The 21,912-nt window shown below is 42.1% G+C and carries 19 protein-coding genes and 1 pseudogene; 9 read left to right on the top strand and 11 right to left on the bottom strand.

The genetic code is table 11. From position 1 onward, the window contains the following. Position 1: 1 nt before the first annotated feature. The gene (locus GZH31_RS15935) at positions 2–1,177 is read right to left on the bottom strand and encodes an efflux RND transporter periplasmic adaptor subunit (RefSeq protein ID WP_180311238.1); all 1,176 of its coding nucleotides are present in this window, start codon (positions 1,175–1,177) and stop codon (positions 2–4) included. A gap of 264 nt (positions 1,178–1,441) precedes the next feature. On the opposite strand from GZH31_RS15935, the gene GZH31_RS15940 reads away from it, so the two are divergent. After that, positions 1,442–3,952, top strand: a complete 2,511-nt coding sequence (locus tag GZH31_RS15940) for a zinc-dependent metalloprotease (protein WP_180311239.1) — start codon at positions 1,442–1,444, stop codon at positions 3,950–3,952. A 55-nt stretch (positions 3,953–4,007) separates the two neighbouring features. On the opposite strand, the gene GZH31_RS15945 is transcribed toward GZH31_RS15940, so the two are convergent. Next, positions 4,008–4,622 (bottom strand): membrane protein, encoded by a 615-nt coding sequence (locus GZH31_RS15945; RefSeq protein ID WP_036973591.1) that lies wholly within the window; start codon positions 4,620–4,622, stop codon positions 4,008–4,010. A 267-nt stretch (positions 4,623–4,889) separates the two neighbouring features. Here GZH31_RS15945 and GZH31_RS15950 point away from each other — a divergent pair, with 267 nt between their 5' ends. Then, on the top strand, positions 4,890–6,032 hold the full coding sequence (locus tag GZH31_RS15950) for a lipopolysaccharide assembly protein LapB (RefSeq protein ID WP_230236573.1): 1,143 nt from the start codon (positions 4,890–4,892) through the stop codon (positions 6,030–6,032). Positions 6,033–6,035: 3 nt separating this feature from the next. On the opposite strand, the gene GZH31_RS15955 is transcribed toward GZH31_RS15950, so the two are convergent. The 5 genes from GZH31_RS15955 to GZH31_RS15975 form a co-directional block, all read right to left on the bottom strand. After that, positions 6,036–8,858 carry a hypothetical protein gene (locus GZH31_RS15955; protein ID WP_180311661.1) on the bottom strand — a complete coding sequence of 941 codons (2,823 nt, stop codon included), beginning with the start codon at positions 8,856–8,858 and terminating at the stop codon, positions 6,036–6,038. 97 nt (positions 8,859–8,955) lie between these two features. Then, complete coding sequence (locus GZH31_RS15960) at positions 8,956–9,198, bottom strand: hypothetical protein (protein WP_036973594.1); 243 nt, start codon at positions 9,196–9,198, stop codon at positions 8,956–8,958. 79 nt (positions 9,199–9,277) lie between these two features. Next, on the bottom strand, positions 9,278–10,813 hold the full coding sequence (locus GZH31_RS15965) for a PH domain-containing protein (RefSeq protein WP_118844754.1): 1,536 nt from the start codon (positions 10,811–10,813) through the stop codon (positions 9,278–9,280). Next, on the bottom strand, positions 10,806–11,339 hold the full coding sequence (locus GZH31_RS15970; RefSeq protein WP_065979478.1) for a PH domain-containing protein: 534 nt from the start codon (positions 11,337–11,339) through the stop codon (positions 10,806–10,808). Before GZH31_RS15970 ends, GZH31_RS15965 begins: the two co-directional genes overlap by 8 nt. 60 nt (positions 11,340–11,399) lie before the next feature. Beyond that, positions 11,400–12,251 (bottom strand): D-hexose-6-phosphate mutarotase, encoded by an 852-nt coding sequence (locus tag GZH31_RS15975; RefSeq protein WP_118844755.1) that lies wholly within the window; start codon positions 12,249–12,251, stop codon positions 11,400–11,402. 328 nt (positions 12,252–12,579) lie between these two features. Here GZH31_RS15975 and GZH31_RS15980 point away from each other — a divergent pair, with 328 nt between their 5' ends. The 7 genes and pseudogenes from GZH31_RS15980 (at position 12,580) to GZH31_RS16010 (ending at position 18,461) form a co-directional block, all read left to right on the top strand. Continuing rightward, positions 12,580–13,065: a MarR family winged helix-turn-helix transcriptional regulator gene (locus GZH31_RS15980; RefSeq protein WP_036973598.1), complete on the top strand. Its 486-nt coding sequence runs from the start codon at positions 12,580–12,582 to the stop codon at positions 13,063–13,065. Positions 13,066–13,165: 100 nt separating this feature from the next. Beyond that, positions 13,166–14,491 (top strand): porin, encoded by a 1,326-nt coding sequence (locus GZH31_RS15985; protein ID WP_065979480.1) that lies wholly within the window; start codon positions 13,166–13,168, stop codon positions 14,489–14,491. Positions 14,492–14,715: 224 nt separating this feature from the next. Then, positions 14,716–15,099 (top strand): annotated as a pseudogene (locus tag GZH31_RS15990) (YbaN family protein); the annotation flags it as partial. Between the two features lie 201 nt (positions 15,100–15,300). Beyond that, positions 15,301–15,933: a PepSY-associated TM helix domain-containing protein gene (locus GZH31_RS15995; RefSeq protein WP_065979485.1), complete on the top strand. Its 633-nt coding sequence runs from the start codon at positions 15,301–15,303 to the stop codon at positions 15,931–15,933. Then, positions 15,933–16,433 (top strand): DUF2271 domain-containing protein, encoded by a 501-nt coding sequence (locus GZH31_RS16000; protein WP_036973601.1) that lies wholly within the window; start codon positions 15,933–15,935, stop codon positions 16,431–16,433. The genes GZH31_RS15995 and GZH31_RS16000 overlap by 1 nt, the downstream gene beginning before the upstream one ends. Positions 16,434–16,442: 9 nt before the next feature. Next, positions 16,443–17,285 (top strand): DUF4198 domain-containing protein, encoded by an 843-nt coding sequence (locus GZH31_RS16005; protein WP_118844757.1) that lies wholly within the window; start codon positions 16,443–16,445, stop codon positions 17,283–17,285. Between the two features lie 288 nt (positions 17,286–17,573). Further along, a complete protein-coding gene (locus GZH31_RS16010; RefSeq protein ID WP_036973605.1) occupies positions 17,574–18,461 on the top strand; it encodes a LysR family transcriptional regulator in 888 nt (295 codons plus the stop codon). Here GZH31_RS16010 and GZH31_RS16015 read toward each other — a convergent pair. The 4 genes from GZH31_RS16015 to GZH31_RS16030 all read right to left on the bottom strand — a co-directional run bounded on the left by GZH31_RS16015 (position 18,456) and on the right by GZH31_RS16030 (position 21,757). Next, entirely contained in the window at positions 18,456–19,340 is an 885-nt protein-coding gene (locus GZH31_RS16015; RefSeq protein WP_257473666.1) for an SMP-30/gluconolactonase/LRE family protein, read from the bottom strand. The two genes, GZH31_RS16010 and GZH31_RS16015, sit on opposite strands and share 6 nt — an antisense overlap. A 27-nt stretch (positions 19,341–19,367) precedes the next feature. After that, positions 19,368–20,075 (bottom strand): sulfite exporter TauE/SafE family protein, encoded by a 708-nt coding sequence (locus tag GZH31_RS16020; protein WP_074989520.1) that lies wholly within the window; start codon positions 20,073–20,075, stop codon positions 19,368–19,370. A gap of 130 nt (positions 20,076–20,205) precedes the next feature. Further along, a complete protein-coding gene (locus GZH31_RS16025; RefSeq protein ID WP_065979488.1) occupies positions 20,206–20,985 on the bottom strand; it encodes an SDR family NAD(P)-dependent oxidoreductase in 780 nt (259 codons plus the stop codon). 46 nt (positions 20,986–21,031) lie between these two features. Beyond that, on the bottom strand, positions 21,032–21,757 hold the full coding sequence (locus GZH31_RS16030; RefSeq protein ID WP_036973611.1) for a FadR/GntR family transcriptional regulator: 726 nt from the start codon (positions 21,755–21,757) through the stop codon (positions 21,032–21,034). Between the last annotated feature and the right edge of the window lie 155 nt (positions 21,758–21,912).

Consider the following 21,912-nt stretch of genomic DNA (forward strand, 5'->3'; position numbering starts at 1 on the left):
CTTAAAGCTTTTCAACCGCTGCAGTATTCTCTGCATCGCTCGTCATTTCTTTCATGCCTGCAATTTTCACTTCCATACCCGCTTGCGGGTATTCCGGTAATGTAAGCACCAATTGATCATTAACTTGTAAGCCGTCACTGATATAGAAAAACTCACCTTCTTCACGCACTACAGTGACTTTACGAGGCTCAAGTTTTTGCTCGTCATTTACAACCCAAACCGTTTGATTATTAACAAGTGATTGCGGTAAACGGTAAATATTTTGCAGTGTTTCACCCGCGAAACTAACTTGCACATAAGCACCAAACTTAATCGGCTGTACGTCATGCTTGAGACCATATGGATCGTTCACTCGTATCACCAAATTACTCATACGCGTCGCATTATCAACAACCCCTAGATCGCGGTCTATCACCGCTTCACGTGTAAAGCTGTTTAAACCTTTATTAATAATCGTCGCCTTAACACCTTTAAGGCGTTTCGGTAAAAACACACTATCAAAACCAGCAATAGGAAAAATGATTTCGGCACTTTCAATGTTATTAAGTTCAGCAACTTGGCTTCCCACGTTAATGTATTGACCTACACCAATCTCACGGTTAATGACCAATGCATCGTAAGGTGCTCTCACTTCACAGCGAGCAAGGTCACGCTCAGCGCGTTTCAATGCAGCTTGTGCTGATTTTACAGCCGCTTGGGCACTTAATACTTGCGGTTTACGAAGGAATAAGTCTGTGCGTTCACGCTCTGGGTAACGTTTTGCTTCATCCTGTGCAACCTTTGCTTGTGCTTGCTCTTCAATCAATGCCGCTTGCGCACTTGCAAGCGAAGCCTCTGCTTGTAATACAGCAGCTTCGTAGTTATCTTTTTCAATAGTAAATAACACTTCACCACGCGCGACGATTCCGCCCGCAACAAAATTTGGATGCCAACTGGTCACTTCACCTGCAACTTGCGATGCAATCAGGGTACTTTCAAGTGGTTTCACTTCACCGTAACTGTTAATAATCACTTGGTGATCATCACTAGAAACAGCTTCAACTTTCACGAGAGGACGCACATCAACTTCATCCTTATCTTGTGGCTCTTGGGCAATCGCATTGATCCCCATAAAACCTGCAATACCAATGAATAAAGCGATAAGAGGTAACGTCCATTTTAATAAATTCGTGCGCATAACTTACACCTTTAATATTTTAACTGGTCCTATCATACCAAAGCTGACAGAAACATTAATGTGACATTTGTAAGTAACTGTTACAAACAGACATAGAATGATGCCGTTCAGATTAAAGTGACGTATAAAACAATTTGTTACAAAGAAAATCATTTTAATTTCAGCTGGTTAAAAACACAATTTCACATTTGTTAACATATCACCTTTTATCAAGACATTATTTCATTAAACTGCTCTATGACATAGTTTAAGGACATTCTAACAGTGAAAATAACAAATATTGCGCTAGCGTTAAGCCTAGCATTGACAGTCAATGGTCATGCCATTGCAGCAAAAAAAGAAGAAAAAAAGCCAGAAACACTGGCTGAGATGATCAAAGATAAAACCGAATTTATCGGTATTTTTACACTTTACCAAGATGCCAAAACGGGTAAAAACTTAATGGTCATCAATGAGTCACAGCTTAATACCCCGTTTGTGTATTTTGCACATACCGTTGATGGCGTGACAGATGCAGGCCACTTTCGAGGCTCATACCGAGAGACCAAACTCATAGAGTTTAGAAAGCATTTTGATCGTCTTGATATTGTAAGCAAAACACCACGCTATAAGTTTGACGAGAATTCAGCGCTTGCCCGCTCTGCAGATGCCAATATCAGTGAAGCCGTTCTCGCAAGTATCAAAATAGACAAAGAAGAAGACGGCAAAATAGCCTTTGACGTTGATAAGCTATTTTTAAGCGAAGCACTGCATAAAGTGTCTCCATGGGTTAACCCTGACGATAAAAACGCTAAAAAACGCTTCAAGCTAGGTAAACTAGATGACAAAAAATCGCGTATTGTTAACCAGCGCCCTTACGCAAATAACCTAGATGTTATTGTTGATTATGTATTCAGCAACGCCAACCCAAGTGTGCGTGGCTCTGCCGCTATAAGCGACCCTCGTAACGTATCAATAAAAGTACAGCACTCATTTGTTGCTTTACCTGAAAATGACTACCAACCTCGTCAAGATGATGCGCGAATTGGTTATTTTACTAACCAGTTCGATAATATGACCTCTGCCGACTGGGCCCCTTATGAAGACGTGATCAAACGCTGGGATTTACAAAAGAAAGATCCATCCGCAGCCTTATCTGAACCTGTAAAACCAATTACGTGGTGGATTGAAAATACCACACCGGTTGAGTGGCGCGATACCATCCGCGATGCGGTACTGGCATGGAACACCTCGTTTGAAAAAGCAGGTTTCAAAAATGCGATTGAAGTAAAAATACAACCAGACGATGCAGACTGGGATGCAGGCGACATAAATTACAACGTATTACGTTGGACCGCATCTCCACGTCCACCATTTGGTGGCTATGGTCCTGCACTTGCTAATCCATTAACGGGTGAGATCTTAGGCTCAGACATCATGCTTGAGTATGTCTTCATGAAAAACCGTTGGATGTACGACACCCTATATACACAGGGTGCGGCGACACTCACTGAACATATGAGTGACTCAGAACTACACTGCTCTTTGGGCCACAGTATTCAAGAAAACATGTTACTTGCAAAAGGCCTAGGTACTGGTGCAAACATCGAAGACAAAGAAATTTTACGCCAAGGTTTAACACAACTTGTCTTGCATGAGGTCGGTCATACCTTAGGCTTAAACCACAATATGAAATCTTCTATTTTGTGGAACGAAAAAGACGTACACGACAAGCGTAAAACGCAAGGGATTGTTACAGGCTCTGTTATGGACTATGCGCCGGCAAATATCGCTCCAATTGGCATGCAACAAGGCGACATTTTCCAAACGAAGCCAGGTCCTTATGACGACTGGGCTATTGAATATGGTTACAGTCAAGCTTTGGCAGACGCCGATGCCGAGCAACAACGTTTAGAAAAAATTCTTGCTCGCTCATCTGAGCATGCGCTTGCATTTGGTAACGACGCTGATGATATGCGAGCGCCAGGACGTCACATTGATCCACGTATCATGATTGGTGATATGTCATCAAACCCAGCGGCCTACGCCGCAGACCGTATGGCCTTAATCAATAAACTATTTACTGAACTAAAAGACAAAGCCACGGTTGAAGGTGAGTCATATCAGCAACTAGTTACTTCTGCCAACATCCTATTTGGTAGTTACAGAACACAGGCTGGCGTAGTATCTCGTCAAATTGGTGGGGTGTATGTTGAGCGCAACGTCGTGGGTGATGATAAAAATGGCGCACCATTTACGCCAGTGCCATTAGAGCGCCAGCAACAGGCTATGCAAATTCTGGCCAAAAATGTGTTTGCACCTGATGTGTTAGTCAGCATGCAACCGCTATATAACTACTTACAACAGCAACGTCGTGGTTTTAATCATTACGGTAAGAACGAAGATCCAAAACCACATAACATGATTTTAGGCATGCAAAAGCTTGTGCTTGCGCAATTGTTGCACCCTGCAGTCATGCTGCGTATTTCAGACAGCGCAATGTACGGTAATGAGTATTCACTAAGCCAATTCATGGATGACCTAACAGCCAGCATTTTTGTCGATAGTAAAAAAGCGAACTCATTAAGTCATAACTTACAAATTGAGTATGTGAACCAGCTGATTGCGATTGCAGGCTTAGGTAAAGCGAGCAAGCACGACAACCTAGCCAAAGCTGCTGCGCTTTATCAGCTAAACAAAATTGCTGATATCAGTACGCCATGGGGTGCCGACACTGCTGCAAAAGCACATAAGCAATATATCGATCGCTTAATTAGCAAAGCGCTCGAAGCTTAATTAATAAGCACAAAAGGCTGCCAACGGGCAGCCTTTTATTATTTCAACGTTATAATCATGCCATCGCTGGACGTGACTTGTAATATTGAATACAACCAAGTTGGGCGGCATTAGTTAGCAATATCATCACAAAAGTTAGAACATGTGACACACTCGGTGAAGCCATCGCCAGTTCTGCGCCTAAACCACAGGCTCCCGCTACAAACTGTAAACTAAAATAACGTGCACTTAAGTTACTAATATCACCGCTTTTAATTGTTTTGTAGGTTTGCGGCATAACACGGATAGAACTCATCGCTAAGCCAACATATGTCAGCCAATTAAGGACAGTGGCAGTGTCCAGTGACGGGCTAAGCAATAACAAAAAAGGCGTCACCGACACAATTAATAGCCCAGCTAATTGCAACCGTTGCTGGCGCGCTGCATTGTAACGCACGAAGTAATAAAGAATTAAACCACTTAACACACCCGTCACGATAAACGGTAAGACCATGTAAATGCGCTGAAAGTACACATTGTAGGTAATGAAATAAAGACTTTGTGCCACCCCAAAGCTCATCATTAGCAACGACACGCCCGACACACTGCGATTTTTACGAATTTTATTTAATAGCGGATAAAAGCTAAACGCCAAAATAAAGCATGAAATAATCGGCAAATAGTGCGCCAAAACAGACCTCTCTCGTTACAATTTAGTTAATACGTTAGCAGTTTATAAACAGCCCATACACAACAAGTAAATCATTGTTTTTTAAGCCATTTAAAAGAGCGCGGCATTCTAATGAGATGCTCATAAAATGCAATGAAGATGAAAAAATAGCCAGTGAGGACTTGGCAAGATTTCCGTACAGTGTGTTTACAGCTTAGAGACAGCATTCATAACTTGAATACAACGAATAACATAGGTACATTGAATAAAAAACAAGCTTAGAGGTAGATGATGAAGCAACTCTTCTGCATCTTACTTATCAGTATGTTACTGCTCGGATGTGCCAGTAAAAGTAACCAACCTGTTATGCCACCTCGTGTTGCAGACCTCCTTAATAGCACACTTTTTCAGCCTGTTACTTTAAAAGACACTGAGCTATTTGCTCTGCCCATCGACGAGCAACAACAATTCCTTGATTACTTTACACAAAGACAAGGTGGCTATCTCAGAGATGATCAAATTCTCTATCACTATTTAGAAAATAAACTCACTAATTTTAACTATTACAGTGAAACACTCACTGCCTCTGAGACAATTCAAAAACAGAAAGGTAATTGTATTAGCCTTGCTATTTTAACTCAGGCGTATGCTCAGTTAGCTGGGCTAAAAACAGGGTTTCAATCAGTGTCGAGTGAACCGGTATACAGCAAAGAAAGTAATATTGTGTATGTATCGGGTCATTTTAGGACCAAAGTCTATGCCCCACTTGATGATGAGGTGACTTACTTAATCACACCGGGAAGTATTATTGATTATTTTCCGAGCCGCGGCAGTTTTTATACCGGCAAAGCCCATTTAAACGATTTAATAAGTCGCTACTACAGTAATTTAGCAGCCGAGGCTTTAGCCGCTAAACAATTTAATTTAAGTTACAGCTATATTCTTAAAGCTGGCGATTACACCCCTTACGATCCTGCACTGTATAATCTTGCAGCGGTATTACACCGTCAAGCTGGTGACTTAGTGGGAGCAAAACATATTTATCAAACCGCATTACAGCACAACATTGAAAACACCAATTTACTTCATAACTACGCTGTGCTGGCCGAACAGCTCGACGACCAAGTACTTCTAACTAAACTCAACTCACAGCTTGCTCTAGCAAAGCAAGATCCGTTCGAATTATTAGCAACGGCAATAAATGCACGCAACAATGGTCAGTATTTTAAAGCCCAAAAGCAGCTCGAAGACGCCATAGCCTTAGCACCTTATTTGTCTGAACCCTATCTAGAGTTGGCTATTATTAACTACCAACAAGGCAATGAGCAATCGAGCAAAGAGTGGCTCGAAAAAGCCATTGAGCTTGAAAGGGAAGACGAAAAGCGGGCGCTCTATCACGCCAAACTATTCGCCTTAAATACCAAGCAGTAACCGTTATAAAGAATAGTAAAAACTAAGCCAAGCACGTAAATCGTTTTCAAAGTCATCGCCTTCAACACGGGCGACGCCCAAGTCAATATTCACATCATTCAGCCCGGCAGGCCCTAGGCCAAAGCTAAACTCGCCTTGCCATTTTAATCCATAGCTTTGTGCATATACTCGGTTATCTACTTGATGCTGTTGATAGTAAAGCCATGGGAGCGAATCTTTATAACTAACCCCGCCGCCATAACCTTTATAGCGGTTACCAAGCTGGCTAATAAACGGTAATTCGGGTGCCACTACTAAACCACTTTGAGTCTCGTTGTTAATTAAGTTAGAAGCAAAACCACCTAACGCAAGCGTATTATTGTCACGATAATGCTGAGCAAAGTTAACATAAACAGGAATATTAAACGCATGCGCACCAAACTCAGTAGCAAAGTCGTAACCTTGCCAATTATGCGTTTTGCTATCACCTTTCAGTAAAGCTATCTTTGCTGACTGAGAAAACCCCACTGTTTGTCTATCATATTGCCACTTTTGTTTTAGCCCCAGCTTTAACCATTGATCATCGCCGTGAACAAAGTCGCTGTAGTTATAACTCACAGAAGGAATGATACTTAATTGTTGAAACTGCATTGGATAACTTGTTGCCAAGTGTATACCCGTGTTTTCAATTTTTTCAGCATGGTGTCCGTGGTACTGTTTATCTGTATCTAACTGATAATCGAATAACAAAGCTTTAAAGTGTAAATCAAAGGCTGAATATTTGGCAGCGGCAAACGCCCCCTCTAATGCGCTATCTTGTAAATCAATACTGTAGCCTGCTTGCAAATCAAGCTGTTTTAAAAAGTCACTGCTTTTAACACCCAAGGTTAATATTGACGATGATGCGGAGTAATACTGAGAACCCAACGATAAAGTCGGTTTTTGCTGTAATACATCATAGTCAGTTTGTCGATCTGTCGCTTGTTGATAAATAGCCGCTTTAGGGAGTACTTCGCTTGCGGTCACACCACGCGGTGGTGTGGGGTTTACAGCAAGTTCAGTCACTTTTTCGCGCTGAGTTAAGTCTGTAAAGTGCTTAATATTTGGGCCATCCGGTGTGACTGATAAATACAATAACTCACCATTATTCATCGCCATGGGATGAGCGATAACTTCTTGGCCTTGGCTTAGTTGATAAAGTTCATTTTTATCAAAGTCATAGTGGTACAAATCAACTGCTGCATTTTTACCCGCCACAAAATAAAGGCCTTTCCCATCAGCTTGCCAATTAGGTTGCGATACATATTGATACCCTGCAGGCATAGGCACACGATATGATTTTGTCGTGTTTAAATCTTGTATATACAACTGCCAATTCTGATTCAATGTGGTTTTCAAATAGGCCAGCCGCGACTTATCAGGGCTTAATACGGGGTAGTCATAAACAGTTTCAAGGCTTTTTGTAAACAAGGGAGTGACGTCACCATGAGTAAGGTCTACTTTCACTAACGCTGAGAAACCATGCTGATTTTGTTCTGCATAAACAGTTTCGCCATTTTCGCTAATGCTAAAACGACGCAAGCCCGCGTGATGCGTCAATGCTGTGACCTCACCCGTTGTAATATCGTAACGGTATAAATCAGAAATCCCAAGAACAGACCCTTTGCCCACGGTGGTTGTTGCTGTAAAAAACAGCGTATTTTCATCCAGCCATTGTGGATTTTTAATCCCTTGTCTATTTATTTGCTGCAATACATGCTTCTGCTCACGCTTAAATACTGCGGGAGCTTTATCGACAATATCCAGAGGATCATCGTTTAAAAGCGCATTTTGCTGTGTTGCAAATTCTTCTGCAGCCTGTGTATTTTGCTCTGTACTGTAAATAACTAAACGTGTATCACCCTCTTTATTACGCTCAACAATAGCCAGTTTAGAGTTGTCTGGACTAAGTGCTGGATTTGATGCGTAGAGATCAAGCTCCAACCAAAGCTTACTTGTAAGTGGTTGTTCACTTACCTCTTTAGCCATTGCTTTGTATGTATACTCAGCAACAAAGCGGCGATACAACTTGGCTGGAGAATCAGCAAATACACCTGTAAATGCCTCATCGAAATCACGGTCTTTTACTGCCTGCATTCGTGTCCAAACAGCATCAAGCGTTTGTTCTGAATAGTTTTCTTCAAGCCAAGCCAAAAAACGCGAACCGACCAAATACGCCATCGACCCCGCCAAAAAGCCGCCTTTTGTATTGCTTAGTTGCTTATAACCTGGCAATGCACCTTGCTGAGCAAACTCAATTAAAATCGCTTCAGACAAATTGTCAAACACTCGACCACGGCCTGTCATTTTTGATTCTAATAATGTTGCGTAACCCTCTGCGGCCCAGCGTGGCATGTCTTTTTCTGCTAAGTCATACAGATCCCAGCTATTTTTAATTGCTTGACGAAAATCACTGCGAGTCGGCTGAGCTAAATGCACCAAGTGAATATATTCGTGCAAGATCAATAGCTGTTGCCAACCATCGGTATTAGAAATCACCGTATCGGATTGCGGTGGCGTGGTAAAAAGTGCCATCAAGGGTTTATTAGAGACAGGTAGAGCAAAGCCATTTGCGGCATTCAGAGGGTCAAACACGACTACATCAACGACTTCATCCAAAGCACGATGCTGTTGCTTAAGCACTTTATCACGCACAATTTCAAGCTCTGTGGCAGCCGATTGCGCCCACTGTTGGTTTTCAACGCTAAAGTGTACATTAAAATGCTCAGTGTGAATTGTTTGCCATATTTCTTGGCCAGACGCCTCGCCTGCAACAAGCAGCGCAACGCTCAATAGTGCTTTTTTCATCATAATCCTTGATCCCCAGCTTGGGTATATTGATTTTAAATATTCACACTAGTATGCGTTGCTTTTTTGCGCGGGTGTAGTTAAAAAATGTAAGAAATTAATCGATTTTGATAGGTTTTACTAACCCCAAAAGTTGATAAATAATAAAAATAGTTACTGCAAACATCATACTGCTTCTGAGCGCACCAAGGCCTGCGAGCATCATTGCACTGGTTACCAATAACGCGATACAAGTAATTGCGCAACTAATACAAAAGCCTTTACACTCATTTTTAAAGCGCGCGTACCACAGTAAAGCAACTAAGCCTGAAATAGCGATAATTGGAAGTAAATAAATCATCTGAATACCTGCATCCCTCACTTTTGGACAGTATACCCAAAAACGAAACCGAATCAACGGTATTGATAATCATTTTCATTTAAAACCAATTGCGTGGCTCTGATTCTATTTCATAAAGCACAAAATCAATTAACTGTTCTGCATCAACTGATTTTAAATACGGCATTGATACAGAACCCGATGCAAGTTGTATATACAGGCTTTTTAAACCTGATTTTCGCATTAAATATGTACTAATAGTCGTGGCACTTTGTGCTTTATAAATTTCAAACAAACGATACTGAGTCCCTATCATTCCCGTTCTAAACACGGCAAATGAGCGGCCTTCATGTCGATATAGCGCCATGCCTGTTTTTTGATAACGTAAAAATACGGCAGCCATCAATATACTCGCAGGTAATAAACCCCAAAGCATTGATAACGTTTCAACTAGTTGATCAATAACGACAACGCTAATCACACTCGGCAAAAATACATACAGCACAGTGTTTTTATACAGCAGTGCCCGTTCGGGTTTAATAAAATTAAGCTCATTTAAATTAATAAACCACGGAAACAACCAACGGCACACTTGCTGAACATGCGCTGCGGTTAACACGGGCATCACCAGTGTTTGTTTGTTTTTATGCGCCGCAACACCTGGGGCTGTATTACCACTGCTCACTTGTGGACATATCAATGTATAACGCTTTAATAATCGTGCAATGATATTTTGCTTAATTTGTACACTTTGTATTTTCTCTGAGCTTATTGATAACTGCTGGCGCTCAAAGAGCCCCGCTACACGTTTAAACTGATTATCTTGAAAATATAAATGAAAATTAAAAAACCTAATTAAAGCCATAGTAACCGACAACAACACAGCGCACAGCACGATAACAACAATGACGGTCACCACAGCCAATGCTGCCGCACTGCCAACAAAGGCAGCCTGCTCGTTAAACATGGCTTCTAGACGCGCAATCAATGAGGTTTCAAGGTAATCAAAAATGGCATTCATAAAAGGGGCAAGCGCCGCTAACGCTAAAATAGCCATATTCGACATCAAACCAAACTTCGCTATTTCGGCGTTACTAAGCGTGAGTGTGTGTTGTGCTGATGGTTGTGCTGCATGTTCCGCTTTTTCAGGCGTGTCACTTTGCTGCAACTGCGCTTTAAATGCCATCACTTGTTCGCGTACATGCTCGGCATAACTGAGCTTTACACCTGGGATCACGGCTTCTTGAGCGCTACTGCCTGCAGCATCAAAAATACAGTTAACCAAATTTACGGGCTGGAAATAAAAGGGCTCAGCGATATTCACATTTTGCACTCTGGCAAACTTCAGTGTTAAACGCTCTTTCTTGAATACCCCTTTGTTTAACAGGATTTCATTTTCGCTACTGATGCGATAAGAGAAATTTCTATAATATGCAAATGCATAAACAACTAATATGACAATAGCGGTGCTTGCAGCGACTTGCCCCCAAAACCATTTTTGCTCAACCTGAGTCACAAAAATAACTAAAATAGGCAGTAAATTTAGTAAGCCATCTTTAACAAATCGAATAGCAAAATGCACAATAAAATATAAAAGTGCCCACGGCGACACGCGTTGCCAATCATTGTTATTCATCGACTAGCTCATCAACTGTTGCATGATTGTCATAACCATAGCTTTGTACAAACTGCCTAATGTCATTGCATTGTTTATCTGTTAAACCACTGATATGAAGATCCGCACTCATGCCACCAGCACTGTAGAGTCTGAGTGTTGCTAAGCCAAGTTTCCGCTCAATGGGTCCTCGATGTATCTCAGTATGTTGAACTCGAGAAATAGGTAACAGGGTCACTTGTTGCCAAATTAAACCACGCTTATAAGCAATATCATGCTCACGTAATGCAATCCCTTTTACACGAACACTGTAAAAGTTATACAGCATTGAAAGCACAACGAGCACGGGCAGCAGTAGCAACCAAGGTGCAGATACCGCATCAGCAAACGGTTGATTAAAATACCGAACAGCCACAATGACCGTCATGAGTGGAATATAAAAAAGCAGCCAATTAATTTGTACATGCCAAATAGCGTTATCTGCAAGTGGCTGAAATTTAATAGTATGGTGGCGAGGCAGAGTGTCGATTTGTTGATTACTAAACACGATTATTCCTTGTAAAGGCCAGTGTCACTGGCCTTACTTGCTAACGTTGAGCGTGGTAAATTAAACCCAGCGAAGTGTCGTTGCAAGCGTATGGCTGGCACCTGGCGCAAGCTCTACACTGTCATCAAGTACATTTGCTGCTTCTAAACAGAGCATCACATGATACTCATCGTCGGCAAAGTTCGACAAGCGTTTTGACTTCTCAATCCACGGATTCCACAGCACACATGATGTTGAGTTTTCACGACCTACTTCAATAATGCCGTCTGGGGTAATTATACGCTGTGTAGCCTCTGCTTCGGTGTACACCATGTCGGTTTCGCGCGCAAAAGCAACCAAGTCATGCTGCTCAAAAGGGCCTTCGCCAAACTCAATGTATTTTGCCCCTTGCAAACCATCAACTTTGGTTTCTTCAATCGCAGGTGTTGGGAAATACGTGTGTAGTGCTTGAGTAAAGTGAATGGTTTCATTATCCATGTTCGTGGTCGTTAAGCGTAACTCAAGACTCGACGTTAAAATAAATTCAGCAAGTAGCTTAGTTTTGTGGGGCCAATATTTATCATCAACCTGAGTCATCGGTAACGAAAGGCTGATATAGATTGAATCTTCTTGTTCTTTCACTTCTTCAGCGCGCCAAAGACCTGTACGAGCCACACCATGCGCAGGCCAACCTTCATGCTGACTTACACCAAACCATGGCCAACAAATAGGGATACCGCCACGTACACCTTTTCCTTCTTGATAGTCTTCTAACTCAGACACCCACAACAACGGCTTTTTGCCTGCAGGCGTGAACTCAGTAATTTGCGCACCTTGCAGAAAAATAGTTGCTTCACACAACTCACTCGCAACCTTAATAAACTCAAGTCCGGTGTCACTTTGTTCAATCGTAACTGATGGCGATAACTTCATAATTCGTCCCATTTAATGAAAGAAAAATCCACCTTACCCAAAGCGGTGGCAATTAGTAAATAATATTTAGTTATTTGATGAAAATGTTTTACAACCAAATGCTAAGTCACCCCATATTAGCATTTTCAGTGTTAACAACAATTACTCTATCTAAACGACAAAATAGAGCATTTAATTTCTGCTCTAACTAAATAAAAATCAAAACCATGCCATTATTAGCTTTAATCTATGGCTAATATAGGTGTAATTTATTTGAACTCAATTTATTAGATGTGTAATATTTCGCGATTGCGGTCGCCAGATACCGCCTTTTTAAAGAGACACAACTATGCAAAAGTATGACGAGCTATTGGTATCGTTACGTAAAGTTATCAGGGCTATCGACCTTCATTCAAAACAACTCAACAAAACATCGGGATTAACAGGCCCACAATTACTTATAATGAACGAAGTCGCGCACACCGATGGCATTACTGCCAGCCGCATCGCACAAAACGTTAATTTAAGTCCCGCAACTGTCACCAATATTTTAGACCGCATTGAAAACCGTGAGCTAGTTACGCGTGTTCGCAGTCAACTAGATAAGCGCCGTGTCAGTCTATACCTTACCGAGCGCGGCAAAGAAATTTTGAATAAAGCGCCACAGCCTTTACAAGAGCACTTTATTGAAAAGTTTTCAGCCCTTGAAGAGTGGGAACAAAGTCTATTGTTGTCATCTATGCAACGTATTGCAGCCATGATGGATGCAGACCAACTTGATGCCTCCCCCTTACTTGAAGTAGGTGCGCTTACGCGAACCATTGAGTCTCAATAATAAACCCGTTGATTAATATTAAATTTATGTGGCTACCCTTGGGTTCAGTGTGAATATCATCTATGCTAAATAGTACCCATTCTTACATTAGCGATAATTCATGCTTAAACTTTCAAAGTTAGCCCTAGCGATAGCGTTGGGCACTACTTCAAGTCTTAGTCAGGCATCAGAAATCGATGACCTTCAAAAGCAGCTGCAATTACTAAAGCAACAGATGCAGCAACTTCAAACTCAGCTCGATAAAGCAGAGCAACAAGCAAAACAACAAGCGGCGCAGCAAGAACAAATTGATGCCCAAGTTGCTAAACAGCAAAAGCAGCTTGAGCAGCAAACGGCTGCTGTTGATTCAGAGCTCGAAAAGAAAGAATCTGGGATTCGAGTTGGCGGTGCTGTACGTACCAATTTTAGTCACACATCTTATGATGACGGCAATAAGAACCGCGGTGGCGACTTCGATTTTGATATTTTCAGATTGAATTTTGCAGGCGATGTTGGTGACGTGCAATTAAATGCAGAAATTCGTTTTTTCGATTACATGACTGCAGTTAAATATGCCTATGCAGCCTATGACTTTGCCGAAGATTGGCAAGTGCAAGCAGGGATCACCAAAGTCCCCTTTGGTAACTGGCCTTATAACTCTCATAACTACTTTTTTGGCACCACTTATTACGTTGGCTTAGAAGATGACCACGATTTAGGTGTGTTATTTAAGCGTAAAATAGCCGATAACTGGCAAATTGACCTTGGCTTTTTTAAAAATGATGAATTAGGTGGTGTTGACGGTTACGTTGATAATCGCAGCGATCGTTATTCGTATGATGTCGTTGGTTTTCGTGATGCCGACGAAGGCGTTTACGCAGAACCCACCAATGCGATAGGTGAATACAATACATTCTCTGGACGTTATGGTTACCACTTCGAGCATGATGGTGGCACCACTGAGTTAGGTGTTTCTGCGTTATCAGGCGGCCTACACGACGGTGAAGACAAAGCAGGCGACTACATGGCTTGGGCTGTGCACCTTAACAGCACCATTGGCCCGTGGAACTTCCAACTGCAACATGGTGAATACGATTACGACATTGATAACGTAAATCGTATGGCTGTCGGTGCCTACTCTTTTTATGACAGTATCGCCGCCGAAGCCACCATGACTAATGCCAACATTGCTTACAGTTTACCTGTTGAGTGGGGGCCAGTAACCAACCTGCAATTTTATAATGACTACGGCATTATTTACGATAAGTCAGATAACAGTGCAGACACGTGGATGAATGTAACGGGTGTGTCGGTCGCCGCAGGTGGCTTATTTACCTACTTTGATCTTGTAAAAGCGAAAAACCAACCGTTTGTTGGTGGCTCAATAGCTGGCGACAGCGACGAGACCGAAACGCGCTTCAATATCAATATCGGTTACTACTTTTAAAACGATTAGCCCAGCTATTGCTGGGCTTTTTTAAACTTTCTATGCCCCCATCCCTCGTTTACCTCTAAATAACACAGCAATTTTTTAACCCCTTAAACGTTCTTCATGCAACATTAGGTAAAAAACGTTAGCTGAGCTACAGTTAAAAGTAACGCAGAATAAATGTATGATTTTGCAAAATATGCATCACCGCATTTTCAGTTTTATCAGGCTCAATTATATTGATGAATGTAAGAACGGTATTTACCGCCTATAAAAATGGCTGCTATCAATTACTTGGATTATTGATGGTTGGCTTAGGTATCATAGGTATTGCACTCCCTGTGATGCCCACAACTATTTTCTTTATTCTTGCTTTGGGCTGTTTTACACGCTCTTCTCCCGCTTTGTCTGCTTGGCTATTAAATCATCCTCGGTATGGTGAATCACTTCGATATTGGCAGCTCTATAAAGTGGTTCCGCTAAGAGCAAAGTTTTTAGCTGGCCTTGGCATGGCCGTGGGCTATTTCTTCTTACTGCAAAGCGCAGCACCGATTTGGGTTATGTATCTTGTAGCTGTTATCGAGGTGTGCGTGTTGGGCTATTTAATCAATCGTCCCTCAAAGCCTAATCATCCGACGCTGATCCAACTTAACATATCCACTCGGCTGCAATTAATGCTACTTGCTAGCCTGTTTACCTCACAACTCGCCATTATTGCGTACCTCGCTATTCAGTATTAACTGCTCGAATGTAAAGAACGTAAACGCACTTGTTATTAATAATACGAACTATTATCATGTGAGAATCAATAACAAGTACCTTACATTATGTTCTCTTTCAATAAACGCATGTTTTATAGCGTTAGCCGTGCCTTACATATTTATTTATCAACCGCGCTATTTTTTCTACTGATCTTATTTTGTATCAGCGGCATCATCCTCAATCACGTAAGTTGGCTTGAAAATGACAAACATAATGGTCAAACCCACGTGCTCATTTCTGCACAGCTCTTCGAAAAAGCACAGCAGAACCTTAATGCATTACCCACTCTTTACCCTGAAATTGAACGCTATATGGCAGATCAGTTTTCTCTGCAGAATGTAAAAAGCATTGAATGGGAAAAACAAGACGCACTAGTCATGCTCGACTACCCGTTGCCTGCAGGGTTTGCTTATGCCGAAATCGACTTTCAAACGGGAGAGCTCAATCTTGACTACCAAACAGGTGGGGTTATGAGCCTTATTGGTGATTTGCACAAAGGCCGTCATACAGGCGAGGCATGGAGCTGGGTAATTGATATCTCAGCAGTATTAATGATCATCTTCGCTATAACTGGCTTATTTATTTTATTTCAAAACCGTAAAAAGCGTACCTCAGGGCTTTGGCTAACACTGTTTGGTGTCGTCACACCTCTGGTTATTTATCTAGTTTGGGTGCCTCAACTTAAAGGAGTATCTTAATGAAACAAGCCCACTTACTACTTGCTCTACTGTTCAGCTGTTTATTCAGCCCACTTAGCTTTGCCAAAGACGCCAACCTCACCGTTGAGTTCACTTTGCCTGAGCTTGATGTATCCCCTTATCACCGTCCATATGTTGCGCTTTGGCTTGAAACCCCAGAACGTAAACATGTAACCACAGTGGCACTTTGGGTTGAAAAAGCAGAGTGGTTTAAAGACTTACGTCAGTGGTGGCGTAAAGCAGGTCGCAGTAACGATAACTTCGACGGCGTAACAGGTGCCACAAAACGTCCTGGTACTTACACCATTGAGTGGCACGGTAAGGATTTAAAAGGTAACCCCGTTAAACCCGGTAAATATTTACTCAATGTGGAAGTTGTACGTGAAGAAGGTGGCCGTGATTACAGCCGTGTTGAAATCGACTTAACAAAAGATGGCAAAGTCACTCTCGCTGGCGAAAAAGAATTCGCGACTAGCTTCGTTACTATTACTAGCAATTAAGGATAAACAATGAAATTAAAATTATTAAAAACGGCCCTAATCGGTGCCGTTACGTTCACCGCACTTGCATCAAGTTACGCACAGGCACACGCTCGTTGGTTAATGCCATCGCACACCTCTTTATCGGGTGAAAAAACACATTATGTGATGATTGATGCCAGTATTTCAAACGAGTTGTTTAGCCCAGACAAAGCCTACCGCCCAAATGAACAAGGCGCAGAATATGATGACAACTTATTAATCGCCCTTGCGCCAAACGGTAAGCCTGTAGAAGAGAAGATTCGCGCGTACTACCTAAAACGTAAAAACTCAGCGGCCGTTAGCTTATCGCAAGATGGGACGTACCATATTGCGATGCAGCAAAAGCCCCTGCTAATGACATTCTACAAAGATAAAGACGGCAACCGTGGTCGTGTATTTACAGGTAAAAAAGACGCTGATCTTCCTGCTGGTGCAACCGAAGTACGCACGATTAAGTCAATCGCAACCGTTGATACCTTTGTAAGCCGTAACGGCACTTCTAAACCCACATTACTTGGCCAAGGCTTAGAGATTTCGGGCCCAACGCATCCAAACGATTTATTTGCAGGTGAAGAGGCTAAATTCCAATTATTAATGGATGGAAAACCTGCCGCTAACGTTGAGCTAGCGATTGTACGCGGCAGTGCTCGTTACCGTAATGCGCGTGATGAAGTAAAACTTACTACCGATAGTGAAGGTTTCTTCACCGTGACATTCGAACACGCTGATATGTATCTGATTGAAGCATCTGTTGATCAAAAACCAACAGAAACAGATATCGATAACGTGCGTTACTCATTATTTACCACTCTTGAAGTCGCGCCTGAATAAGTCACTTAATGAGGCCTTAAAAGAGGCCTAATTCGACTTTCGAGGAAGACTGTAGTCAACGGTGTGATCACAGCTGCCGTCTTTCTCGTTATAACGCAATTTAGTCGCCAGCTAGGTCAATGAAAGCTAAGATTAAGCTAATACGTTTATTTATGGTTATGAGTCCTTTAAAGGTAACGTGCTGATTATTTGGATTTACATAGCGATAAGTAAACTTTTTTGCAATTTATAGGTACTATCCATTTACAGGCACTAATTAGTAAGTAACCACGTTAGCAAAGGAATACCATGCTAAGAATCACCCTAGAGCAATGGCGCATGTTTCGTGCTGTTGTTGAGTTTGGTGGCTTTAATCAAGCCGCACAAAGCATTCATAAAAGCCAGTCGAGTATTCATAATGCCGTGGGCAAAATTGAATCGGCACTCAATGTAAAATTATTTACTATTCAAGGGCGTAAAACGGTGCTCACAGAAGCCGGTGAAATGATGCTACGCCGTGCCAATTATTTACTCGATGAAGCTGCCAAAGTCGAAGCGATTGGCCAAACCCTCGGCGAAGGTATCGAAAGCAAGCTGCGCATTGCAGTTGATGCCATTTTTCCACAGCAATTACTTTATAAAGTGCTTAACGACACGTCTTCGCAATACCCACAACTGCGTATCGAATTGCATGAATCTGTGCTGATGGGTGGCAATGAATTACTTGTAAATGATCAGGTCGATATTGCCATTACAGGTTTTCCGATAGCGGCTGGCTTTCATGAAGAGTTATGCAATATTGAATTTATTGCCGTGGCGCATCCAGATCACCCTTTGCATGCGATTGACCGCGAAATAACATTAGAAGATTTAAAATCACACCGACAAATTGTAGTGCGTGACTCAGCGAATAAACACAAACAAGATGGCGGCTGGCTAGGTGCCGATCAACGTTGGACGGTAACGCATTTACGCACCTCTATTGATATGATCAGTAATGGTCTAGGCTTTGCGTGGTTACCAAAAATAGCGATTGAAAAACAACTCGCAGCAGGGCAAATGAAAGCGCTCAATTTAACGCATAACAGTAGCCGCAGTGCTAAGTTACATTTGCTCTTCAAAGACGGTGACAAACTGGGTCCCGCAGCACGGGCATTTCTTGGCGAATTACGCTACCAAGTAATGGAAAATCTATAGTTTAAGCGGTGTTTCAGCGATGCCTTTAACACCCGGCTTTAAAATAAACACGCCTCCACTGTGCGGGTAATCAGCAAGTACCGACTCATCCAACCCGACCGCTGCGGTAGTAATTGCCACATGCTCAAGTGCCTCTCCGACAAATGCAACACTGGTAACACGTGGTGCGGGAATACGTAAAAATTGCACTTGCTCGCCGCTTGGTGAAAAACGATAAACACCATAACCATTCCATGCTGCGACCCATAAGTGGTCGTCATTATCAACCGTCATGCCATCTGGGTAACCCATGCTATCGGTAAAACGGATAAACGCATGCTTATTACTAAGCTCGCCCTGTGCACTTAATGAGAAGCGATAGATAGTTTGTTTTTCAGAGTCTGTTGAGTATAAAAACTGCCCGCATTTACTTACGGCCGGTCCATTACTAATGGTGTAGTGTTGGTCAACGACTTCAGGAGCCTTTCCATGACCAACGCGGTATAACTTTCCACTCGGAGCTTGTTCTTGAGAGTCCATCGAGCCAAAAAAACCAAAACCTTGCCGTGATGTTTTACCATCGTTTAATCGGTTTTGCTGTGGCTCATTGTCGATTGAGTAAAGCAGTTCGCGGCTAAAGTCTTCGCTATTAAGTTTATAGATGCCTTTCGCAAACCCAGCAACAAGTTCACCTTGCTCCGTTTCCATTACCCAACAAATGGGTTCTGGCATGGCAAACTGACTTACCCGCATACTTTGGCAGTGCAAACGAAATAAACGCTGACCCAAAATATCAACCCAAAATACACAGTTGTGGGCCTTTGCAAAGTAAGCACCTTCGCCTAATTGGCATTGGCTAGAAATAATTATTTTTAAGGTGGCATCGAGCATAAATTTCATTAAATAAACAGCTGAACTTTTACCATTCTATCTGTGTATAAAAATAAGTGCTAGGCCAGATAAGCCTGCGACCAGCAGTATGATGCTGCGAATTGCTCTTTCATTTAAGTTGTTATTAATTACAAAAGACAGTCCCCAGCCAATTAAAATTGCTGGCAGACAAAAGAAAAACAGTTTTACATCCCCCATATCAGCAGAGCCAGTAAGCATCAGCACAATAATGCCAAATAGGTTAATGAAAACAAAGAATGCACTAAGGTTGGCCTTTATTTTATCTTTATCCTCAGCTTGATAGAGCAGCCCCATCGGCGCGCCCCCAGCGGAGGTGGTGGTTCCTAAAAACCCCGACGACATAGAGGCTAATAAACTCGTTATGGTCGATATTTTAGGTTTCATACCTATGATAGATAATGCGACGACGACTAATATACTCACTCCGAGCAATAACTGGTACTGCTTAGCATTCACATACCACATCACTGCCGCTGCGAATATTACGCCCATTGCACCACCGACTATTGAGATCCCCGTCTGTTTCATATCGATTGACCCTCGGTGCTTTATCATTAACACCGAAGTTAAAAAGAGTGCATTCAAAATCATAGGGCCAGGCACCAGTTCAGGCATTAACCAATATAGAACTGGCACACACAGCATGCCAAGGCCAAAGCCAATAACACTTTGCAAGCAAGCACCAATGATCAGAATTACATACACGAGTACAAAGTCGGTCAAACTTTCTTACCACCTTAGAAAAATAGGGGAGATGGTAACAATACCAACCCATATTTTATTATTATAGTATCATTTGTTTTATTGAAAAAATTTTATCGCAAGTCAGTCATTTTGCAATGTATAAATGCAATTAAGTCCAACCTGCGTCTACGATTAATGATTGTGCTGTCATCATCCGACTATCATCAGCAGCCAGAAATAATGCTGCATTAACAACATGGTCGGGTTGTATTGTTTCGTTTATACACTGGCTTAAGCGAACGTCTTCAACCATCTCTGGGGTTAACCAATGAGTAATTTGACGCTCTGTCATTACCCATCCAGGAACCAAGGTATTAACCCGAATATTGTCTTTGCCATACGAGGCTGCTAAAGAACGCGTCAGGCCTTCAATACCCGCTTTAGCAGTGGTGTAAGCAGGCATTCCTGTTTGCTTAATACGCCAACTTACCGACCCCATATTGATAATACTTCCCCCACCTAAACGCTGCATATGCGCCACAACAGCCTGTGAAGAAAAGAAACAAGGGCGTAAGTTAACAGCAAACTTGTCTTCCCAATATTTTACATCCATGTTTTCTGCTGCATGGCGAGTGTCATCGGCGGCATTATTAATTAATACCCCAATATCGCCCTGTTGCTGGCGGGTTTGCTCTATAGCGGCTTGCAATGCTTCAACATCACGAATATCACAATAGATAAACTGCGGATCAAACTCATATTTACCCGCAAGCTTTGCGCACAAAGCCTCGCTTTGCTGCTTTGCAATATCAACAAAGGTGACTTTTGCGCCTTGCTCACAGAAGCGCGTTACCATTACTTCACCAATTCCCGTCGCTCCGCCTGTAATAAATACACTTTTACCGGCAAGGCTGGCGTAAACTGTTTTAAGCTCATTTGAATTTGGCATGATAACCTTTTGTTTTTACAGTATTTACAACGTTGAGTAGCGAAACTTATTGAGCTGCAGCTTCTTTGTCTGCAATTTCTTTTTCGATAAACGCCATCGCTTCATCAATCATGTACGTCATCATATTTTTCGCACGCTCAGGGTCACCACTGGCAATCGCGTTATACACTTTAAAGTGCTCTTCAGCGATGGCTTGTTTATTACCTTTAGCGGGTGTTGTGTGCTGAATACTGACATGCAATGCAGTACGAATAAAGTCACGTAATTGATAGAAAAAACGGTTACCACTGGCGTGTAAAATTGCCGTGTGGAATGCAAGGTCTGGCTCGTGCATTACGCCTTCAGGTTCATCGGCAGCCGCTTGCATTTTATCGAGCGCCATTTTAATTTCAGCGATCGCAGCTTGGTCACCTTTTCGTGCTGCCAACGCCGCTGCTTGTGGCTCAATAGCTAAGCGTACTTGCAAGAACTCTTTCAGTACGTAAAGTGACGGACTGCTCTCAAGTAACCATTTTAATACGCTGGTGTCGTATAAGTTCCAGTTATCCGCCGGTTCAACACGGATCCCTTGTCGTGGACGAGAAGAAATTAATCCCTTTGCAGCCAACATTTTAACTGCTTCACGAACAGCTGTGCGGCTTATACCATACACTTCGCACAACTGTGCTTCGGTTGGTAACCCCGTCTCAGTATTATAATCACCAACAATAATTGCCTTACCAAGTTCATTGGTAACTTGTTGTGATAAGTTCAAATTCTCTAAACGCGCCATGTGTGTTCCTCTAAAGATCTAGGTAATATAATACATCTATAAAGCTATTCCGTCATCCTGCAAATAGTTGATTAAAATCAATAACAAAACATTAAAAAGACAGAACCTCTTATTATAACCGCGCGTAATCGTCACTTTTTTATATATCCAGTGTC

It is taken from the genome of Pseudoalteromonas sp. JSTW (assembly GCF_013423925.1).
Classification (GTDB): Bacteria; Pseudomonadota; Gammaproteobacteria; order Enterobacterales; family Alteromonadaceae; genus Pseudoalteromonas; species Pseudoalteromonas lipolytica.

Coding starts and splice junctions, on each gene's coding strand:
- GZH31_RS15935 (WP_180311238.1), bottom strand. CDS start 1,177: ATGCGCACGAATTTATTAAAATGGACGTTACCTCTTATCGCTTTATTC.
- GZH31_RS15950 (WP_230236573.1), top strand. CDS start 4,890: ATGATGAAGCAACTCTTCTGCATCTTACTTATCAGTATGTTACTGCTC.
- GZH31_RS15955 (WP_180311661.1), bottom strand. CDS start 8,858: ATGAAAAAAGCACTATTGAGCGTTGCGCTGCTTGTTGCAGGCGAGGCG.
- GZH31_RS15960 (WP_036973594.1), bottom strand. CDS start 9,198: ATGATTTATTTACTTCCAATTATCGCTATTTCAGGCTTAGTTGCTTTA.
- GZH31_RS15965 (WP_118844754.1), bottom strand. CDS start 10,813: ATGAATAACAATGATTGGCAACGCGTGTCGCCGTGGGCACTTTTATAT.
- GZH31_RS15975 (WP_118844755.1), bottom strand. CDS start 12,251: ATGAAGTTATCGCCATCAGTTACGATTGAACAAAGTGACACCGGACTT.
- GZH31_RS15980 (WP_036973598.1), top strand. CDS start 12,580: ATGCAAAAGTATGACGAGCTATTGGTATCGTTACGTAAAGTTATCAGG.
- GZH31_RS15985 (WP_065979480.1), top strand. CDS start 13,166: ATGCTTAAACTTTCAAAGTTAGCCCTAGCGATAGCGTTGGGCACTACT.
- GZH31_RS15995 (WP_065979485.1), top strand. CDS start 15,301: ATGTTCTCTTTCAATAAACGCATGTTTTATAGCGTTAGCCGTGCCTTA.
- GZH31_RS16000 (WP_036973601.1), top strand. CDS start 15,933: ATGAAACAAGCCCACTTACTACTTGCTCTACTGTTCAGCTGTTTATTC.
- GZH31_RS16005 (WP_118844757.1), top strand. CDS start 16,443: ATGAAATTAAAATTATTAAAAACGGCCCTAATCGGTGCCGTTACGTTC.
- GZH31_RS16010 (WP_036973605.1), top strand. CDS start 17,574: ATGCTAAGAATCACCCTAGAGCAATGGCGCATGTTTCGTGCTGTTGTT.
- GZH31_RS16015 (WP_257473666.1), bottom strand. CDS start 19,340: ATGAAATTTATGCTCGATGCCACCTTAAAAATAATTATTTCTAGCCAA.
- GZH31_RS16025 (WP_065979488.1), bottom strand. CDS start 20,985: ATGCCAAATTCAAATGAGCTTAAAACAGTTTACGCCAGCCTTGCCGGT.
- GZH31_RS16030 (WP_036973611.1), bottom strand. CDS start 21,757: ATGGCGCGTTTAGAGAATTTGAACTTATCACAACAAGTTACCAATGAA.